Source organism: Mongoliitalea sp. (genome assembly GCF_054166905.1).
On record NZ_JBSZCK010000047.1, the window covers coordinates 1 to 19,304 of the forward strand.

Annotated in this window: 10 protein-coding genes and 1 pseudogene; 6 read left to right on the top strand and 5 right to left on the bottom strand. The window is 42.8% G+C overall.

Annotation, left to right across the window (positions count from 1 at the left end; all coding sequences use genetic code 11):
* Window positions 1-999 (bottom strand): M56 family metallopeptidase (locus ACXIUD_RS17985; protein ID WP_458054037.1); only part of this gene is annotated, 999 nt, incomplete at its 3' end.
* Entirely contained in the window at window positions 996-1,370 is a 375-nt protein-coding gene (locus ACXIUD_RS17990) for a BlaI/MecI/CopY family transcriptional regulator (protein WP_458054038.1), read from the bottom strand. The genes ACXIUD_RS17985 and ACXIUD_RS17990, both read right to left, overlap by 4 nt.
* An 871-nt stretch (window positions 1,371-2,241) precedes the next feature.
* Here ACXIUD_RS17990 and ACXIUD_RS17995 point away from each other — a divergent pair.
* Together ACXIUD_RS17995 and ACXIUD_RS18000 are read left to right on the top strand one after the other, a co-directional pair.
* A complete protein-coding gene (locus ACXIUD_RS17995) occupies window positions 2,242-2,772 on the top strand; it encodes a hypothetical protein (RefSeq protein ID WP_458054039.1) in 531 nt (176 codons plus the stop codon).
* 946 nt (window positions 2,773-3,718) lie between these two features.
* The gene (locus ACXIUD_RS18000; protein WP_458054040.1) at window positions 3,719-9,673 is read left to right on the top strand and encodes a carboxypeptidase-like regulatory domain-containing protein; all 5,955 of its coding nucleotides are present in this window, start codon (window positions 3,719-3,721) and stop codon (window positions 9,671-9,673) included.
* 208 nt (window positions 9,674-9,881) lie between these two features.
* Here the strand turns inward: ACXIUD_RS18000 and ACXIUD_RS18005 are convergent, their stop codons facing one another.
* Together ACXIUD_RS18005 and ACXIUD_RS18010 are read right to left on the bottom strand one after the other, a co-directional pair.
* Window positions 9,882-12,731 carry a PD-(D/E)XK nuclease family protein gene (locus ACXIUD_RS18005; protein ID WP_458054041.1) on the bottom strand — a complete coding sequence of 950 codons (2,850 nt, stop codon included), beginning with the start codon at window positions 12,729-12,731 and terminating at the stop codon, window positions 9,882-9,884.
* Window positions 12,728-15,979 (bottom strand): UvrD-helicase domain-containing protein, encoded by a 3,252-nt coding sequence (locus ACXIUD_RS18010; protein ID WP_458054042.1) that lies wholly within the window; start codon window positions 15,977-15,979, stop codon window positions 12,728-12,730. Before ACXIUD_RS18010 ends, ACXIUD_RS18005 begins: the two co-directional genes overlap by 4 nt.
* 315 nt (window positions 15,980-16,294) lie before the next feature.
* Here ACXIUD_RS18010 and ACXIUD_RS18015 point away from each other — a divergent pair, with 315 nt between their 5' ends.
* From ACXIUD_RS18015 to ACXIUD_RS18030, 4 genes are all read left to right on the top strand, one after another.
* Window positions 16,295-17,908, top strand: a complete 1,614-nt coding sequence (locus ACXIUD_RS18015) for a S8 family peptidase (RefSeq protein ID WP_458054043.1) — start codon at window positions 16,295-16,297, stop codon at window positions 17,906-17,908.
* Between the two features lie 71 nt (window positions 17,909-17,979).
* Window positions 17,980-18,105, top strand: a complete 126-nt coding sequence (locus ACXIUD_RS18020) for a hypothetical protein (RefSeq protein WP_458054044.1) — start codon at window positions 17,980-17,982, stop codon at window positions 18,103-18,105.
* A 125-nt stretch (window positions 18,106-18,230) separates the two neighbouring features.
* Complete coding sequence (locus ACXIUD_RS18025; protein ID WP_458054045.1) at window positions 18,231-18,815, top strand: thioredoxin family protein; 585 nt, start codon at window positions 18,231-18,233, stop codon at window positions 18,813-18,815.
* A 23-nt stretch (window positions 18,816-18,838) separates the two neighbouring features.
* The gene (locus ACXIUD_RS18030; protein WP_458054046.1) at window positions 18,839-19,051 is read left to right on the top strand and encodes a DUF6364 family protein; all 213 of its coding nucleotides are present in this window, start codon (window positions 18,839-18,841) and stop codon (window positions 19,049-19,051) included.
* Between the two features lie 27 nt (window positions 19,052-19,078).
* Here ACXIUD_RS18030 and ACXIUD_RS18035 read toward each other — a convergent pair.
* Window positions 19,079-19,303, bottom strand: a pseudogene (locus ACXIUD_RS18035) (HepT-like ribonuclease domain-containing protein); the annotation flags it as partial.
* Window position 19,304 lies beyond the last annotated feature (1 nt).

Genomic DNA, 19,304 nt, shown 5'->3' on the forward strand with positions numbered 1-19,304 from the left:
GTTGGCTGAAAGGAAGGCATTGAGGGCATCCATCCCACCGACAAACTCGGGCGCATCTTCTACCAGATCAAAAATTTCTGGCTCTTGAGGTTCTGCAATGGGTACGTCTATTAATTCGACTATTTCTACGGCTTCCTCTTTCTTGTTTTCACATGCAAAAACCAGCAGCATCGCTGCCATCAAGGGGAGTGCCAACAAAAATAGAGACTTTTGGAAGGCAGGGGATGGTTTGGATTTCATCATCATTTGGATTCGTTTTTTGGTTTGAAAATGGTTGAAATTATTAACTAAACTGCCATGGCTTTCGCTGATCAACAGACCCAAAAGCAGGCGAGCATAGGCGGATTTGGGGTAATTACTGGTAACCACCTGGTCTGCTTCGTATTCATGAACTTCCCGAATACTCGCCTCGTAGTAGCGACAAACTGGATGAAACCACAACAAGGCTTGCACCAACTGAAAGAAGAGCAAGTCTAGCGTATGGCCCTTGCGGGCATGTACAGACTCATGATGGATGATGGGTTGCATGGTAGCATCCACCGTGGCGGCATGCGGCAAAAAAACATAAGTAAAGAAAGAAGCCGGCTGAAAATCCGGATGAACTACCAAGGTCAAGCCATCCTGTGTAATATGCTTGCCTCGACGGATTTGACGTACAAGCTGTACTAAGCCCATACCTAAGACACCCAACTTCCAACAAACACCCAGCACATAGACTAATAAAAGGATATGTCCCAGACTCAGCGAACTCGATTGAACCGGCTCCACTCCTACTTGGAACGCTGGCAAGGCATACTCCAAGAGTTCAGGCATCAATCTCTGCGCAGGCCCTATGCTAAACTGCATCAAAGGTAAGCTGACCACAAAAACCAACCCGGTCATCAAGTACGCCCGATTCCAGCTAAAGAAGGTCAACCGAGCTAGGAACAAGTAATAAAATCCATACAGGATTAGGAGCGCCACACTCGCTTCCCATAGATAATTGGTTAATGAATTCATGGCTCTTGGGAGTTATCGTAGTCATCGATCAACTTCTTAAGTGCTTCCAGTTCCTTGTCGGAAATCCCTTGTTCCTTCACCATAAAGGACAATACATTTTGTACAGAGCCCTCAAAGTAGTTGTTTACCAATTGAGTGAAACTCTTCTTGCGGTACTCTTCCTGTGAGACCAATGGGTAATACTCATGGATATTCCCATAGGTCTGATGCGACAGGTATCCCTTTTTTTCCAGTTGCTTGATACTGGATGCCAAGGTGGTATAGGGCGGTTTCGGTTCTGGCAGTTCATTCAAGACATCCCTCACCAACCCCTTCCCCAACTTCCAAAACACCTGCATCAATTGTTCTTCGTTTGCTGTCAATGCTTCCATAGTTTCAAATGTATTACTAGTTTTTTAAATAACCTACGAAATTTTCGTAAATCTACGGGAGTTTAGTAATTAGTTGATTGAGTGATTAGTTAAAAGTGAGTAATGAACAGTGAGCAGTTTAAATTAGGAATGAAAAATGAGGAATTAGGAATGATTGTACACAAGACATTCCTTTTTTTAAACAGCAATTCCCCCTAGGCAACAACATCCCCATATTTCGACCATATTTTTAAAAAAGTAATCTTCTTTGCAAGCCACAAACCCAATATCTTAGCATCTAACAAATATCCCAATATCTCCATTAGACCTTATTTCAAATTATTTCCACCATATTTCAACTTTATTTCAATTTGATTCCGTGTGTTCTGCGCATTCCGCGAGCCAAACTAATAGTTTGCGCCAGCAAAGCATCTGTGTAAATCAGTGAAGATCACATTTTCAATCCGTGTCTAAAAATCACCCCTCTGCCCCAAAGAAATTCAACCCCCATCCGGGGGTTGCTATAACCAATAAACTATCCATCAAAAAACCCCGAGTAGCGACTCGGGGCTAATAACCTTTGGTATTCAACCCCTAGCGGGGTTTTTCATCCTTAATAAATCCACCACTTCGTTTTTCAAAAAATTGTCTTTTTTCCAGACGGTATTCCCAATATCCTAATATCTAGTATCCCAATATCTACATCAGTCCAGATTTCAATTTATTTCCACCATATATCAACCTTATTTCCCTTTATTTCCGCGTCTTCTGAAAGCAAAACCTTTTTCCAAATTTCCGTATAAACATATACATGCGCTCGGTATCACCGGTTTACTTGATTAGGTGGTTTTTTTATTATCCTATTTCCTTCTTCCATTACAACAACATTCCTATGAAAACCTTCCTAACAACTCTTATCAGTTTGGCTTGCTTGATGGGTTTGCAGGCGCAAACATTCCAAAACTTTCCTGCTCAAAATGGGGTGCAATCCATCTTCCCAAATAAAACCATCAGCCCTGCATCGGGACAGAGTAATACCTTCCATGTGTACGAACATACCAATGGGATCCAAAACATTGCCCCCTCTCAAGTTATCCGTGTACAGCCCAATGGGAAAAAAGAAATATTCAACACCCAATTTGGAATCCCAGAAATCACACCCAGCCAAATCATCAAACCTACCAATACTGGTGGATTTGACGTGTTTTCAACACAAAATGGAATTCAAAGCATTTTCCCTACCCAACGTGTGCAACCTACGTCTTCTGGAGGATTGAACGTATTCCCGACTACTAATGGCATCCAATCGATCAATCCTTCAAATACGATCAAACCTATCAATAACAACAGTTTTGGGGTATTTCCCACGACCAATGGGATACCATCCATCTTCCCAGATAAAGTAATCCATCGGAAGGATTGATTCACCCGCGCACTGATTGGACCATTTTTGTGTGAGCAAAAGCACTGTGTAAATCCGTGAAAATCACCTTTTAGATCTGTGTCTAAAAAATTATCCCTCTGTCCCAAGGAAAATTCAACCCCCAACCGGGGGTTGCTATAACCAATAAACTATCTATCAAAAAAACCCGAGTAGCGACTCGGGGCTAATAACCTGCGGTATTCAACCCCTTTCGGGGTTTGTAATCTTTAGTTAGTACCCAATTAGTATTTCAAAAAGTAATCTTCTTTCCAGATGGTATTCTCAATATCCTAGCCCCGAGGGTCGGGACAAGTTATCTAATATCCCAATATCAAAGCCAGACCTTATTTCAATTTATTTCCACAATATTTCAACTTTATTTCCACACCTCCCCCAATATCCTAGTATCTAATCCCGAGGGTCGGGACAAGTTATCCCAATATCTTTTGAATACCCTATTTCAATTTATTTCAACTTTATTTCCCTTTATTTCCCGAATAAATTAAATAAGCCTAGGTCTCCAAAAATTCAACTACTCCCAAAATCCCTCATCCCCATCTGTGCAAATCTGAGTAATCTGTGGACCATAAATAAATGATGAATTAAAAATTTAGAATGATAGTATACGTAAGATGAATTTCCTAAATGGCAGGTAGCGATAAAAAGGGGAAGGGATAGGCGGAGGGTTCAGGGTGTGGGATTGCAAATCCCAATTATCTGTTTCCCGAAATTACAAATTTCGAGAAGCGTAGGAGCCTAATCCCGAGGGTCGGGACAAGTTATCCCAATATCTTTTGAATACCCTATTTCAATTTATTTCCACCTTATTTCAACTTTATTTCACAAACCAAATTCCAATTCCCCTGAATATCGAAGACAGCTTTGCTTTTTCGTGATTTTTTCACTAACTAAGGGATTAAAATAAAATGCAGACCTGATTTTTCCAATGAACAAATCTTACTCCTCATACAATCATTTTTCTTGGACTTACCTTTTCAGTTGGCTGATTCTTATGATTGGGTTGCCAACTAGCACATCACATGCACAAGACCTCCTTCAAAGCAGGCAAAGCAGTTTTTACACCTACATCTATCAACTTACCGACCAAGAAGCCGAGAAAATCTACCGAGACAAACCCCCAATCATCAACCCACGCTACTTCCATATCCTTGTTGATTCCTTTCCCACCGATGCTGTTTTCGATAAAACCCTCCCCAAAGGACATTACATACAGACATTCGCTGCACAAAATCAGCAAGTCAATACCCTGCTTTCTATCCAAGACATCCAACTTTTCATCCTCAACAATGAACAAGATCTCCTCTTGCAACTATTGGACACGGATGGCCAGCTGATAGCAGATGCACAGGTGCGCTTGGGTAACAAAAAGCTCAAGTTTGATGAAGCCACTCAATCCTATATAGATCGAAAGTCCAACAAAGACGGACTTCTCATAGTGAATCACAAGGGTTCTACTTCCTTCTTTGAGCTTTCCAAGCAACAGGACAACCCGTGGATTCGAAGAGCAAGCAAAAATATCCTGTACCAAAGCCCCCTTCAGTATGTATGGAAACCAGTATATTTTGTGATCAGCCTGCCGGTAGATGCTTACAAATCCATCAAGCGACACTCAACCACAGGCAGCATTTATCAGACAGCTGACTTTTTCCAAAGAGCTTACCATCGGACAGCCTGCCTTTTTGATCCCGCACACTGTAACTGGAGACGGTATAACCTCCCTTCTACCAAAGGCTATCTTGTATTCAACAAACCGAAATACATGCCACAGGATAGCGTGTTTTTTAAAGCGTTTATCACCAACGCCAAAGGTAAACCTATACACCAAGAGGCAGAGGCTTACCTATTGGGTGGAGACAAACCCATCTCTCTTGGGCGAATTGAAAGCTACCGGAGAGGGGCATTTGAACACAGTTTTTTCCTCCACGACTCGTTGGGATTGAGGCTGGACAAATCGTATAGGCTCGTTCTTCAAAATAAAAATAAGTCACCACTTATCTTCGAAGAGTTCTACTATGAAGCTTACGAACTGAATAAAATTACCCTAGATGTTAAATCTGATCAACCCATACATCAGCAAAAGGAATCATTGAAATTTCAAGTAAGTGCCACCGACGAAAATGGCTTAAATTTAAAGGATGCACGCATTCAGGTTTCATTGCTGACTGATCGAGCTACCCAGGTTCATCAGCCAATTGTCTTTATTCCAGACACATTGAAGCATTTTACCCAAGAACTACTTCCGGACAAAGTTACCGAGTTACTCATTCATACCGATGATTTTCCCACAGCGGACTTTACATACAGCATTGATGTGCGCTTGTTGACAGCAGACAATGAATCTGCCAAGAAAAGGATACAGATAGCCTATCAGCATGCAGGAAATCCTTTTTTGTTGGGCTTCCAACTGGATTCGTTGATTGTCGACAGACATCCGCTCAACGAATCTGCTGAAGCTACTACTCAACTGATTGGTTTGGATGCTTTTGGCAATGGGCAGCTGATTACAGAAGGCATGCTACCCTTTTCCTATCCTATTCAGACACAATACAGTAAATTTCGGGTTCAATCCTCCCAACAATCTCAGGAGTTTGATTGGAATGAAGCAAATTCCAGGGTGGAAATGTTTGCCGAGCGTAATGCTAAGCAGTTGAACATACAAGTCCGTAACCCCAGAAATCTTCCTTTCTCTTATCATTTATTCAAAAAAAACACACCCGTTGCTTCGGGTTATGGCAATTCGCTAGCGTTTGAGCGCAAAACTCTTTCCAAACAAAATTACTACCTGAATATCAATTACCTATGGGCAGGAAAAATGGTTCAGGAAACATATCGCATTGCTTACAAAAAGAAACAATTGACTATTCAGGTTGATGAACCGCTGATTGTAGTCCCAGGACAGGAAGCTGAGGTACAGATTCAAGTGACAGATAGCAAAAAACGTCCACAAAAGGATGTAGACATCACAGCTTTTGCACTGACCAATAAATTTGGCTTTACCCCACCGCGAGTCCCTGATTTTGAAAAACCAAAACCTGGGAAAAAGCTAATAAATAGCTTTACAGTCCATCAACCTTCTGAACTTAAAAACACACAGCCACTCGACTACCGCACATGGAAACTATTGGCTGAAATTGATTCGATTGAGTTTTATAAGTTTATGTATCCTCAGCAGGACATGTATCGCTTCCAAACCCAAGCACATGAGGGACTTACCCAAATCGCTCCATTCCTCTTTATCAACGGGAAACCAGAAGCTCCCTCCATTATTTACGTGGATAATGTCCCGGTTTATTTTGCATGGAATTCTGTTCAGACACCCTACGCATTCCCGATCAGTGCCGGCAAACATCAAATCAAAATCAGGACTCCTCATTACCTGATTACCTTGGATGACTTGATCGTAGCGGAAGGAATGAAAAACATTTTTTCCATAGATTTGAACGAGTACCAAGGGGCCTTCCAAAAAGAACTGCTTAAACCTGTCTTGAGTGAAGATGAAAAAACTGCACTTTACCCCTATGTTTTTCCCCTCCGAAATATCCCAAGCGAACGTATGGCCTATCTCAAAAAAGGGAACCAAATTCACTTCCTGGGAATGCCTGGCACCCAGTTTGGCAATAGACTTTTTACAGGTCCGATCTATGGAGATTTCACTTATCAGGTGGTGGATGGATTTTCCCATCAACTCAGACATGAACCTCGTATGGAGTATGAGTTTTTTCCCGGGGTCGTAAAAATGCGAGAGTTGCAAACCAATGCTTACCCTAGGAACTTATATGCTCGCTCCCGATTTCTGCCCATTCAAGATTTTGCATGGACTGAAAAACAACTGGAACAAGAATGGGAAAAGCACTTGGAAGAAAAAAGGAAAGAATCCATTATCTTCCGCTACCCCCAATACGCACGTCAAAACACAGGGAAACTTCGGCTAGACCTCATTCAAAATGACGCTCTAAAGCAGGCCCAACCCATTAGCATTGTATTGAGACACAAAGAAAACCCCTTGGACCTTTGGGTGTATCCTAGTAGTCGATCGCAAATGGATAATTTAAGTCAAGGATTCTACGAAGTGACCCTATTCTTTCCAGGTATGCAATACATCCACATAGATTCGGTGGAAGTTCAAAAGAATGGTTGGAATTACGTGCAGCTGCCTGTTGCAGCGCTTGAAAAAAAGGATGTCTTCAGTAGTGAAATCACGCAAGCACTCGAGCGCTATGTATTTGCCAAAAGCATCAGCATTTCAGATGAAACCCAACTGATTTCTGAAATCAATAAAAGCTATTTTCAAAAATTCACCTACAATGGTCCTGGACAAGTAATCTCAGGATATCTACTGGACAAGGAAGACTCCCAACCCTTACCTGGAGCCATGGTGATGATAAAGGGGACCAATTTTGGAACCACTACAAATCTGAATGGCTTCTTCTCTTTGGTTGTGCCCTTCGATAAAAATACACTCGTTTTTGCGTTTATTGGGTACCATCGACAAGAGATCTCAGTAGATAAGATCCATCAAGATTCGTTTTTTTTGGAGCCCGATTACAGCCCACTCTATGAAGTGGTCGTGACAGGTTATGCTGCATCCAATAAAGAGTCTTTGATCTTTGGAAATAGTGTCAGCAGTCCTTTAAACTTTTCTGAAAGTATGTCCTATTCAGACGCTCTGCAAGGACAGGTGATGGGCATAGCTACTGGCTCGGAAAGCAGCAAACAAGTCTTCATTCGCGGATTAGCAAGCAGTAATGCAAATGAACTTCCTTTAATTATACTGGATGGGTCAGTTTTCCTCGGGGATATCACCTCAATCAATTCCTCAGAAATCATTTCCATAGAACTTTTGACCAAGGAAGAAGCAGTCAAAAAATACGGAACTGCTGCTCAATTTGGAGCACTCCTTATCCGAACAATGGAAGGAAGCATACGTGATAGTGAATGGGGGGAAGCTTTGAAAACGAAAAATTCACTTCGTCAAAATTTCTCAGATGCCGCATTTTGGCAGCCTACCTTACGTACGGATAAAGAAGGCAAAGTATCTTTCAAAACCACCTTCCCGGATGATTTGACAAGTTGGCAAACCATGTATCTTGCGATGAATGACCGAAAGCAGACCGGGCAATCCAAGGGCCAAATCAAAGCCATCCTACCCCTGGCAGCACAATTGAGTGTTCCACGGTTTTTGGTGAGCAATGATACAGCTACGGTCTTAGGCAAAAGTATCAACTACCGCTCAGATTCCAGTTTGGTTCGACGGTCTTTCGAGGTTAATGGAAAGCAAGCTGGTATCAAAGAAGGATTTTTGAGTCAACTCTTCCTTGACAGTGCACAAGTAATCGCCCAAGATTCCTTATCCATCAGCTATCAATTAGTGCGGGAATCGGATGGCTATGAAGATGGCGAGCTGAGAAACATTCCAATATTTCCCAAAGGAATGATGCGAACCCAAGGACACTTTGCCGTTTTAAATGGAGATACTATTCTTCAGATTCAAAAAGATCCAGCCCTTGCAAGCGGAACGCTATGCCTTCGATCTGATCTCCGTTCAGTTTTGGAGGAAGAAATGCAATTCCTGCGTGCTTACAGGTACGAATGCAACGAACAACTGGCTTCCAAATTGAAAGGGTTGCTAGCCATGCAAGACCTTTCGGCTATGAGCAGTCAACCCTTCCAAGAAAGCAAAGAAGTTACTCGAATCATCCGTCTTTTGGAGAAAAATCAGGGAGAAAAAGGCTTATGGGGCTGGTGGAAAAGCTCCCCTGGCAACCTTTGGATCACCCTGCATGTGATAGAAGCCTTAGTGAAAGCCCATGCAAAAGGATATCCTCTTTCCATCAATCAATCGAAATTGCAGCAGCAATTAATCTGGGAACTGGAATATACAGACAACTTTGATTCCAAGTTACGAATCGGGCAAATATTCCTAACCCTTGGAACTGCTTTTGACGCGCAATCCCTCATCAGCAGCTTGGAAAGTTCCATGAAAGGAGGTCTTATGGAAGAGCTTCGCTTGATGGAATTCCAAACGAAAATAGGTCTACCGCTTAGCATCGACTTCGTGAGGCGTCATCAGCGAAGCTCTATTTTGGGGAATACCTATGTTGGAAATGCAACATCCTATGTGGACATATGGTCAAATGATGTTCAAAGCACCCTTCTCGCCTACAAAATCCTGAAAAAGCTCACGCCTCAAGACCAAGAAACGCTACGAAGTATGCAAAACTACCTGCTTGAAAAACGTGGAAACAAAGGCTGGACCAATACCTATGAAAGTGCACAAATCATCGAAACAATCCTTCCCGATGTCTTGGCCATGCAAGCCAATGGACTCCCTAGCGTTCGTCTGCAAGGGAAGGAGACCCTAGCAATAGATAAGTTTCCAATGGAATATACCTTGCAGGAGGATGAATCCATTTCCCTCATCAAAACTGGAGCAGAACCACTCTATTATTCCTATGTAGAACGATTTTGGGAAGAAAAACCTGAGAAATCCGATGGAGTCTTTGAAATCAGTTCCTCTTTTTCGGACGGAAGTCAGATGCATTTGCAGGCGGGTAAAGAGGTTACTATAGATGTTCAAGTAAAGGTACATGAAGATGCCTCCTACGTCATGATCAACATCCCCATCCCCGGAGGTTGTTCTTATGGAGAGAAAAAAACCGCTCATAGACGGGAATCTCACCGTGAATATTTCATCAACGAAACGGCGATTTTCTGTGAGCGCTTACCCAAAGGAGATTACACGTTTACAGTTTCAATTCTTCCACGATTTGAAGGCACATACACCCTCAATCCTGCCACCATAGAATTGATGTATTTCCCTACCATTCAGGCAAACGAACAATTAAAAACAATAACGGTAGCAGGGGAAGCGAAGAAATAAGAAAAAACCGGGTTAAAGATAGACTGACGGTTCAGGGTATGGGATTGCAAATCCCAATTATCTGTTTCCCGAAATTACAAATTTCGAGAAGCACAGTATCCAACCATCGATTTCCCCCTATTTCAAATTATTTCACAACGTATATTTCAACTTTATTTCAATTTATTTCTGCGATTTCAGCGCTTTCCGCGCCTTCCGCGAGCCTACTTCACCTTCCACACATCTCCTTATACGCACAATACTGGCATTTCTTCGGATCATCTGTTTGGTCAAAAGGGATCTCTGGATTGAATAATTCGCTGAGTAAGTCGCTCAAACCTTGTTCAAACTCCTCAGCAACATCCAAATAATTTTGAAGCTCTTCCTTGCTGCGTGTTTCCCCCATCAATAAAAACGGGCTGAAGCCTTCCTTGAAAATCTCTTTCACATTAAAAAGACCGGGTTTCAAGGGCTGTTGATTGGCAGGATTGGAGAATTGGTAGAAATAGGCATACAACAGGGTCTGCATAGCAGCCTTATTCCGCTTGGAATCCGCTCGGTCAAATAAGGAGGCAATCGTCGTAAACTTATTCTCATCCTTACCTGTCTTGTAATCCAACAAGCGCACCACACCATCTTTCTCATCTACCCGATCAATCAGCCCAAACAGACGAACATCCTCCCTCCTGCCATTCACCTCAATCGGAATGCTGGTGGTATGCTTCTGCTCCAAACCCAAGACCTTAAAGTCTCCACCCTCATGGTCATAATCCACAATCGCCTGAATGTACTCGATAAAAATCTCCCGCACGACCTGCATCTGACCGCTTGGTACAAATTCTTGCCCTTTCTCCACATGGTAAAACTCCCGTATGGCTTCATCCACAGCAGGGGCAATCATCGGCTGAATCCGATTTAATTCATGTGGAGTAATCAACTTGGGTGCTTTGTCTCCTTCCGGCAAATACAGCAATTCAATGGCTCTATGCAAAATCGTCCCAAATACACCCGCATCCACATCAGCGGCAACCTCCTCCTGCTCCTTCAAACCTGCCACATAACGCAGATAAAAACGTAGGCGACAATCCAAGTAGGAATTGATGGCAGAGGCGGACAGCGAACGGGGATAGGCATCTTCCTCGCTCGATAGCCAGTAAGCAGCCAACTTCTCCATTACAGCAGGATCTTTGCTAACCACAATTTCCTTCCCCATGCGCACATCTGCGGGCAAGAGTTGTACTTGTGGCTTTGCTATATTCAACTCTACTTGCATCTGTTGCAGGAATCGGCTCATTTCTCCATTCTTCCCTTGGTCGGATGCTGTACTGTAAATCAAATGCACTTCTTCTGCCTGATGCAGCAAGCGGTAAAATGTGTAGGCATAGATCGCATCATTTTGCTCTTGCACAGGCAGGCCAAAGGCTCTACGAAGGTTATGAGGAATCATGGAATTGATACCACCTCCGGGCGGGAAACTCCCCTCATTCACATCACAGATAATCACCCTTCGAAAATCCAAGTTCCGAGACTCCAATACCCCCATCACCTGCAGTCCCTGTAAAGGTTCCCCTTCGAAAGGAAGGCGAACTTCCTGAAACAACTGCCGGAAAAGCTTCAGGAAAAACTCCAGAGACAAATCCCCCAGTCGGTGATCAGACAATACTTCATGAATTCGGTTCAATTGCTTGAATGCTTGGAATAGATAGCTCGATTGAATACTGTCCGCTTTCAACTGTTGCGCGAGCAATTGCATCAATTTCCCCAGGTACTTAACCAATTCATGGGAAGCTACCTTTTGAAAGACTTCTTGGAAAAGCCCTCCTCCTGCGTGCAATTGCTCGATGGACAATTCGATCAAGTTATCCGATTGAATCTTGACTTTGAGCGCTTGAGTAAACTCCGGATTAGAGTCCAGTAGGTAAGGAAAAGACAAAAGGTCCAATACCTGCTTGTGATAAAAAGTCACTTTTCCATCCTTCACCTTGATATACCGCTGCAAATCCAATATCGCATCCAAGAATGCATACACAGGCGCATTCCGAATGGGATACCCCATGGTCACATTCAATTTGTCCACGTTCCCTGGCAAAACATGAAGCAAGGGAAAGAGCAATTGCTCATCGGGCAGGATGACGACCGTTTCTTCCAAGGACTCCTCTGCCCCTACCGTCTCCAATAACTTACCCACCACGTTGGCCTGATTGATTTTTAAAGGAATCGCATAGGTATGAATATTCCTCGCTTTGGATGCTATTGTTTGAGGTAATTCTTGTGGGAATGTAGGTCCCAATACAGGATCTTTGATATAATCTCTGAAAAATAGCCCAGATTCCTGCCGCTTATCCTCTATATAGTAAGCATCCACGTCCCAGAAGACCTCCGCTCCAAATTCCTTGATAAAATGCTTGATCAATTTTTCCTCTGCCAAGGTAAAAGCATTGAATCCTACAAATACATACTGCTTCTCCGGTTGGGCTAATTCGGGCAACTTGCCTACAGCCTTTCTATATACCTTCCCACCATAAGCTAAACCCAAGACATCCAGCTGTGCATTGAACTGCTCGTACAACTTTTCCAAAATCTGCCAAAAGCGAAGGAATCGCTCCTTTTCTTCCGGTTTTTGTGCCTGAAAGGATTTCCAAAATTGAGAAATCAGCGCAACCTGCTCTTCAGTCAGGAAACTTAAATCGGACTCAATGGCTTTGATTTCGGATAGATTTCTGTACACCAGTTTCGCATCTGCCAAAAATTGGTCTAAATCATTGAAATCTTTTAAAATCAATTCTCCCCAAAAATAAAAGCGATCAAAGGTTTCTGCTTCGGGTTGGAGCTGCTGATAGACATCGTACAACTCAAAAATCAGCGTGAGATCATCTGCTTTCCGCTGCTTGGCAATGCCTGAGAAAACCTGCTCAATGGTTTTCACCTCGGGCATCCAAGTAGGAGACTCGATCAACTCCTCCAAATACTTGACAAAAAACAAGCCTGCCCTTCTGTTCGGTAATACGATAACCAATTGGCTAAGGTCTTTGCCTGAATTCAGGACTTTTTCTGCTGTATTTTTCAAAAAACTGTTCATAGCACTTCAATTAATTCTGTAGGCTCCAAATAACAAACATATCCCTTCACCGGCTTATGCACGATGGTGGCAACCAAGTCCATGTACGAGCGGACCTGTGCTTGGTGTTGAGGCTTTCTTGCCCCGGTCTTAAAATCTACTACCAATGCCTCCTCCGAGGAGATAAAGATTCGATCCGGTCGCTTTTGCCCACCTTGGGGAATTAAAATTCCTTGTTCAGCTAAGGATTGATATCCCTCACCAAACCAAGCCTGTAATTGTGGGAGGGCGAATAACTCCTTCAATTGCTGTTCTACTTCTTGCTGAATTTCTGAGGTAAAACGTCCTTCAAACCCATACTCCTGAACCAATCCAAGGGCATCCTCTAACCGGTTGGAATGTTCCAGAATCTCGTGCACCAACACACCGATTCTTCGTTGGGAGCGGTCCTGCACTCCTTGTGGAGAAAAATCCCATGCATATTCTTTGGGTTTCAACAGCTCATTCCAGTCCCGAAACTCCCAGCGCAACAAGGGTGGCGCAATGGCTCTTTCTGATTTTTCAAGGTTAATTCCCTCCAAGTCACCCCAAGCAAACAGCTCCTGTTCTTCATCCCAAGTCATACCCTCCATGCTTGCTTCCGTTCCCATTTGCATCATCAGATTTCTCAAAACCCCACCGGTACTTTTGGTTTGAATACCCTCTTTGGTAACTGTGTAATCCGAAAATCCCCACAACATATCCTCCGCCCGAGTAAAGGCCACATACAACATATTCAAGGTATCCATATAGGCCAACTTCACCTCTTGGGCATAGAGTTCTGCAAAGAGCGTTTTGGTAAGGTTACTTTGTTGCTTGATAGGGGCAATAGTCTGAAGGCCATTATGCTCATAATTGGCCCAAAGAATGGGGGCTAATGAATACGGGGGGAGAATATCCCAATTGAGGTAAGGCATGATGACTACCTTAAACTGCAAGCCTTTGGACTTGTGGATGGTCAAAATACGCATGGCATCGTGGTCCTCCGGGATTTTGACGGTGCGCTTGCTTTTATTCAATTCCCACCAATCCAGCAAGCCATTCAGGTCGGCTCGATTCTTTTTCACATAATCAAACACCGCCTCTTTAAAACCAGCGATGTAAGCCAAATCAGCTCCAATTCTTGTCAAATCCAAAAACTGCACCACATGCTCGATCAGCTCCAACAAAGGATACTGCAACCAACGGCCACGCAATCCCTGCAATTCCCTATATTTTCCTTTCAATTCTCCCGGCAAACTGAATTTTTCAAAGAGCTCATGGGAAAAAGGAAGGTCTTTCATGAGGGCGTAGTAGTAAAAAGCAGTTTTCAAAGCTACCGTATCATCGGCATTTCGCAGGTAGGTCAACAAAGCCACCATGGCTTTCACAGCAATGGATTTATCAATAAATAAAGACTCCTCCGATAATACATCAAAGCGATAGTTTGAAGCCGCTTCTGTTTGCACATATTCCATTAAAAAATCTGCAATCGCTGCTCCTTCGCTTTTCTTACGCACCAAAAAAGCAATATCCCTTAATTGATAGCCTTGATCCTGCAGGTTCATCAAGAGCTGGGGAAGCTTTGATAATACACCTGTACCTTCGGATTCCTCCCCATTTTCCTCTAGGGAGGCGCTATCACTGCTTCCTCTACCTGCCTTTTGCTGAAATGCAAGTTGAATCATTCCCTGAAAAGGAAGTTTCCGCTTTTTAGAAGGCACTTGCTGCTTCACATCTGCATAGGCTTTTTGCAGTAGATTTTCAGCTGCTACTTCCGTGTTTGCCAACATGTATTCTTCCAATAAGCCTGGGAGTTGCTCAAAAACGGAATTATTGAAATCAATGACCTTGGGCAAACTTCGGTAGTTGACATCCAGATTTTTTATCGCTATCAGCTGCTTGGAAATCTGCTGCTCCACTTCCTCCAAGAGCAGCTCCAACTTTCCTCCTCTCCAGCGATAGATGGATTGTTTCACATCGCCTACCAGGAGGTTGGTGTGACCGGATGCAAGGGAATTTTCCAACAATGGTCGGAAGCTTGCCCACTGAAAGTCGGAGGTATCCTGAAACTCATCGATGAGAAAATGACGGTATTGATTACCAATCTTTTCATAGACAAATGGAGCCTCGTTGTCTTTGGTAATTTCTTTCAAAAAATCGTTGACATCCGAAATCAACAAAATGCTTTCCTCATCCTTCAGATCCCGAAGTTCCAAGATCAGATCTCTGAAAATCCCGAAAACATTCAACTGCTTCAGTAAAGTACTATAGGTCTCCCATTGAACCATGTGCACATGGCAATTCTCTATCATGTCCCGCAAGCCTGCATTCGCTGCGGCTTCTATGGCAGCCTTCTGTTTGCTGGTTTTGGTATACCATCCCTCCACACTTGCTGCTTTGGATAGTTGATTTGGGTTGAAGCTTGGGAAAGGATTGTCCTTATCTCCCAGATTATCCAGTTTTCGAACGAAATTTTGGTTCCCATTCCCTCCACTGAAATCTGTCCATTCCAAACCAAATTGCAGGCGGATATCATTCGCTTGTTGCTTCCATTCCAATCCTTTTTGAATCAGTAGGGCTCTCTGTTCCAAGAGCTGCTTTTTCAGTTCCTTGACAAAGTCCTCTTGGTCCATAGCCTGTTGGAAGGTACTTCGATGGGCCTTGAATCCCTCCGTGAAAATCTCCCGACCCAGCGTTTGTATGCCTCCACGGATATCCCAGGTACCCCCCTGTTGAATTTGTTCGGTTGCGTATTCCACCATCCATTTTTTCAAAGATTCATCCGAAGACACCTTCTCCATCAAGCGATCCACTAAGCGCTCCAATACCGCTTCCTGATCCAATTCCAAATCAAATTTGGCCTGCAGATCCATTTCCTTCGCAAAGGATCTAATGACCCGTTGAAAAAAGGCATCAATAGTACTGACAGAAAAGTAACCATAGGCATGCAAAATATCCAATAAAGTTTGATGAGCTTTTTCTTGTAAAGTCGGAGCATCGATATCCAAATGTCTCATCAACTCCTGATCCAAAAACTCCTCGGGTTTAACTTCTCGTGAAAGACGCTCCAAGTACTCCAGGATACGGGATTTCATCTCCTGGGTAGCTTTATTCGTAAAAGTTACTGCCAAAATACCCTTAAATGCACCTGGATATGCCAAGGCAATTTTGAGGAATTCCAAGGTCAGGGTATAGGTCTTACCCGATCCAGCCGAGGATTTATAGATGATAAAAGGTGCTTGTTCCATGCTGTCAAAAATGGTTTAAGCAAATCAAGTTCATTTTGTGCTGAATAAAAAATGAATGACGGAGGTTGTCGTAATTATTGTACCAAGTACCAAGTACAAGGTACCAAGTAGGGATGCTGGGAGAAAAACTGATGAATCAACCATTTATTAGTTGACAGATGAGGACCTGTTCTTATTTCAAAGTTTGACTCATTGATGTTTCAGGAAAAGTTTTCTCATAGGAGTCGTTGCGATAACACTTTGCGGACGTTGCGTGAAAAAAATAGGCTGATTCAAAAAAAATTTCTCAATTTGTGGCTTCGAAAATACATACACATGATTATTAATAACAATAAACTCTTCACCCAAGTAAAAAAAGGACTATCGGTCTTGATATTCGCAGGATTGATTGCCTCTTGTAGCAGTTCCAAAAGTATCTTGGACAAAAATCCCGATGCCATTCAGTTTTGGGGGCATTTGGATCCCAAAAAAGATAAAGTTCCCGGGATGTCTGTGGATAAAGCCTACAAAAAAATCATTAAAAACCAGTCCATTGCTCCGGTAATCGTTGCAGTCATCGATTCGGGAATTGATTTAGGTCATGAAGACCTACAAACAGTCCTCTGGATCAATGCGGGCGAAATCGCAGAAGATTTGCAAGATAACGACGGGAATGGGTACATAGACGATATTCATGGTTACAACTTTTTGGGAGAGTCCTATCATGAACAGTTAGAAGCTACCCGTATTGTCAACTTGGGAATTGGTGATGCTTCCCTGCAGGAAAAAGCAAGGGCACGTTTTGAGAAAGACCTGACCAAGGCTGCCAATTCAGCTGAGGAGATGCTCATGATGAGTCAGATTTTTCAATATACAGACCAACTCATTCAGAACAAGCTTGGAAAAAACTTCTACACAGCCCAAGACTTGGAAAATTTCCCTACGGATGCAGAAGTGACGCCCATGCATATTGAATTGATGCAAGATATTCTTTCATCAGAGGGTACTATTCAAGTGGTATTTGATCAAATTGATGAAGCCATCAAGTACTACAAAGATCAATTGGATTACAATTTGAAGTTGGATTTTGACGGAAGAGCCATGGTGGGTGATGATCCTTATGACATTACTGATACCAACTATGGGAATGGAGACCCCATGCATCGGGTAAAGGATGAAAGCCATGGAACTCATGTGGCCGGTATCATCGCAGCCGACAGAAACAATAACAGGGGTATCAAAGGAGTTGCTACCAATGCCCAAATCATGGCCCTGAGGGCTGTTCCGAATGGGGATGAGTATGACAAGGACATTGCCTTGGCCATTCGCTATGCGGTAGACAATGGAGCAAAAGTAATCAACATGAGTTTTGGAAAGCCGTTCTCGCCTAATGCCGAGTGGGTATATGATGCGATTAAATATGCCGCAGAGAAAGATGTGCTGTTAGTACATGCTGCGGGCAATGATGGACAAGATTTAGATGATCCGGAAAACCCAAATTTCCCAAATGATCATAAATTATTAAATGAGCCGGAATTTGCACCCAATGTTATTACCGTAGGTGCTTTGGCTCCTGCCTGGGGTGAAAATATGATTGCTTCATTTAGCAATTACGGTCGTCTAAATGTAGATGTATTTGCACCTGGAGCACAAATTTATTCCACTATGCCTGAAGACGAATATGATTTTCAGAGTGGCACCTCCATGGCAGCACCGGCAGTTGCTGGGATAGCTGCAAAAATCAGAGGTCTTTACCCGGATCTGACTGCTGTTCAAGTTAAGCAAATCATCATGCAATCAGGAGTACGCCCAGACTTTCAGGTGACTGTCAATGGGGATAACCCACAAAAAGTATACTTGAATCAAGCTTCTCGAAGTGGGAAAATCGCCAACCTTTACCAAGCACTGCGCATGGCCAAAAATGTTGACTCAGGCAAAGTTCGCCTCTAGTTGAAATACTGTTGATTAAACACTACCAAACCAACTCACCATGTCTAACATTGATCTAATAATAGAAGAACGTGCTGCAGATATCGGATAAGGACCTTATCAAGTCAGCCAAAGAAAAATGGAGCAATCAGGCATTTGATAAAATAAAAGGTGAAGAGGATAAATTTGTGCCCTATCCTACTTTTCAAAAAAAATAATCATCAAAACCCATATTTAGGAAGCTCTTTTGAATCGAATTCTGAACTTTCAGTAGCCCAAATTGATTTCATAACATGGGTTTTGGAAGCCCGCTTTATTTAAAACCAACGATTCAATTACCGCTATGAATGAGCAACAATACCTCGCTTACATGAATACCCTTGTCCGTACACCATTGGAAGAAAATCCAGCTCCCTATAACAAGGCTGACTACATGGAATACACCAAACTCAACACCAGCAGACAATCCCGCTGGTTGAAGACGCAGACGGTTTCCGAAGAATTGAAATCTGTATTAAACGAAATCACAAGCCCACAGCAATGGTTGGTGATTACCGAACCTTGGTGTGGAGATGCGGCACATGTGAATCCATTCATTCTATTGGCAGCCAAGGAAAATAGCCTCATCAACTTGACATTTGAATTGAGGGATTCTGCTCCATTCAGTATAGAAAAATACCTGACCAACGGTTCAAAATCCATCCCAAAATTGGTTATCCGGGACGAACAAGGAAATGATTTGGCCACTTGGGGCCCACGCCCAGCGGGTTGCCAGACACTTTACAATGAGTTGAAAGAACGCAATGCACCTTTTGAAGAGGTACTGACTTCTGTCCAAAACTGGTACAATGCCGATAAGGGCAAAGAAATTCAGGCTGAATTGGCCCGATTAATTGAAGAAACACTTACTATAGCTTCACACAAATAAAGTATTCATGGCTTTGTGGTTCCTTGATTCTTGGGGCCACAAAGCCTGCTTGTTTTAAAGAATATGCAAAGGAGCATGGGCAAAGTTTGTCAGAAATGGTTGAAAATTGTTCTAAGCTATTGACTGCTGACAGAAGGGCCTTGAAGGAAGAAAAACTTTCCTCCAAAGTCAAAAAACTTAAAGGCATCTTGAAAGTAGAAAGTGATTTTGAAAAAATTCCTAGGGGTAAACCATAGCCATTCAGCTATTGTAAGTGAAAAGATTCAGATTTCTTTGAGGAATTCGTCCACTTGTGATTTAAGAGCAGGTAACTCCCTTATAATGATGGTCCAAATTACTTCATCCGAGATGTTATCATAACTATGTATGATTCGATTTCGTGTACCAATGATATTTTTCGCATCTCTTATCGGGAAGTTTTCATCTATTTTTAGAATGCGGTTTACAGCCTCTCCAATAATTTCCAAATTTCTATCGACTGCTTTTTTC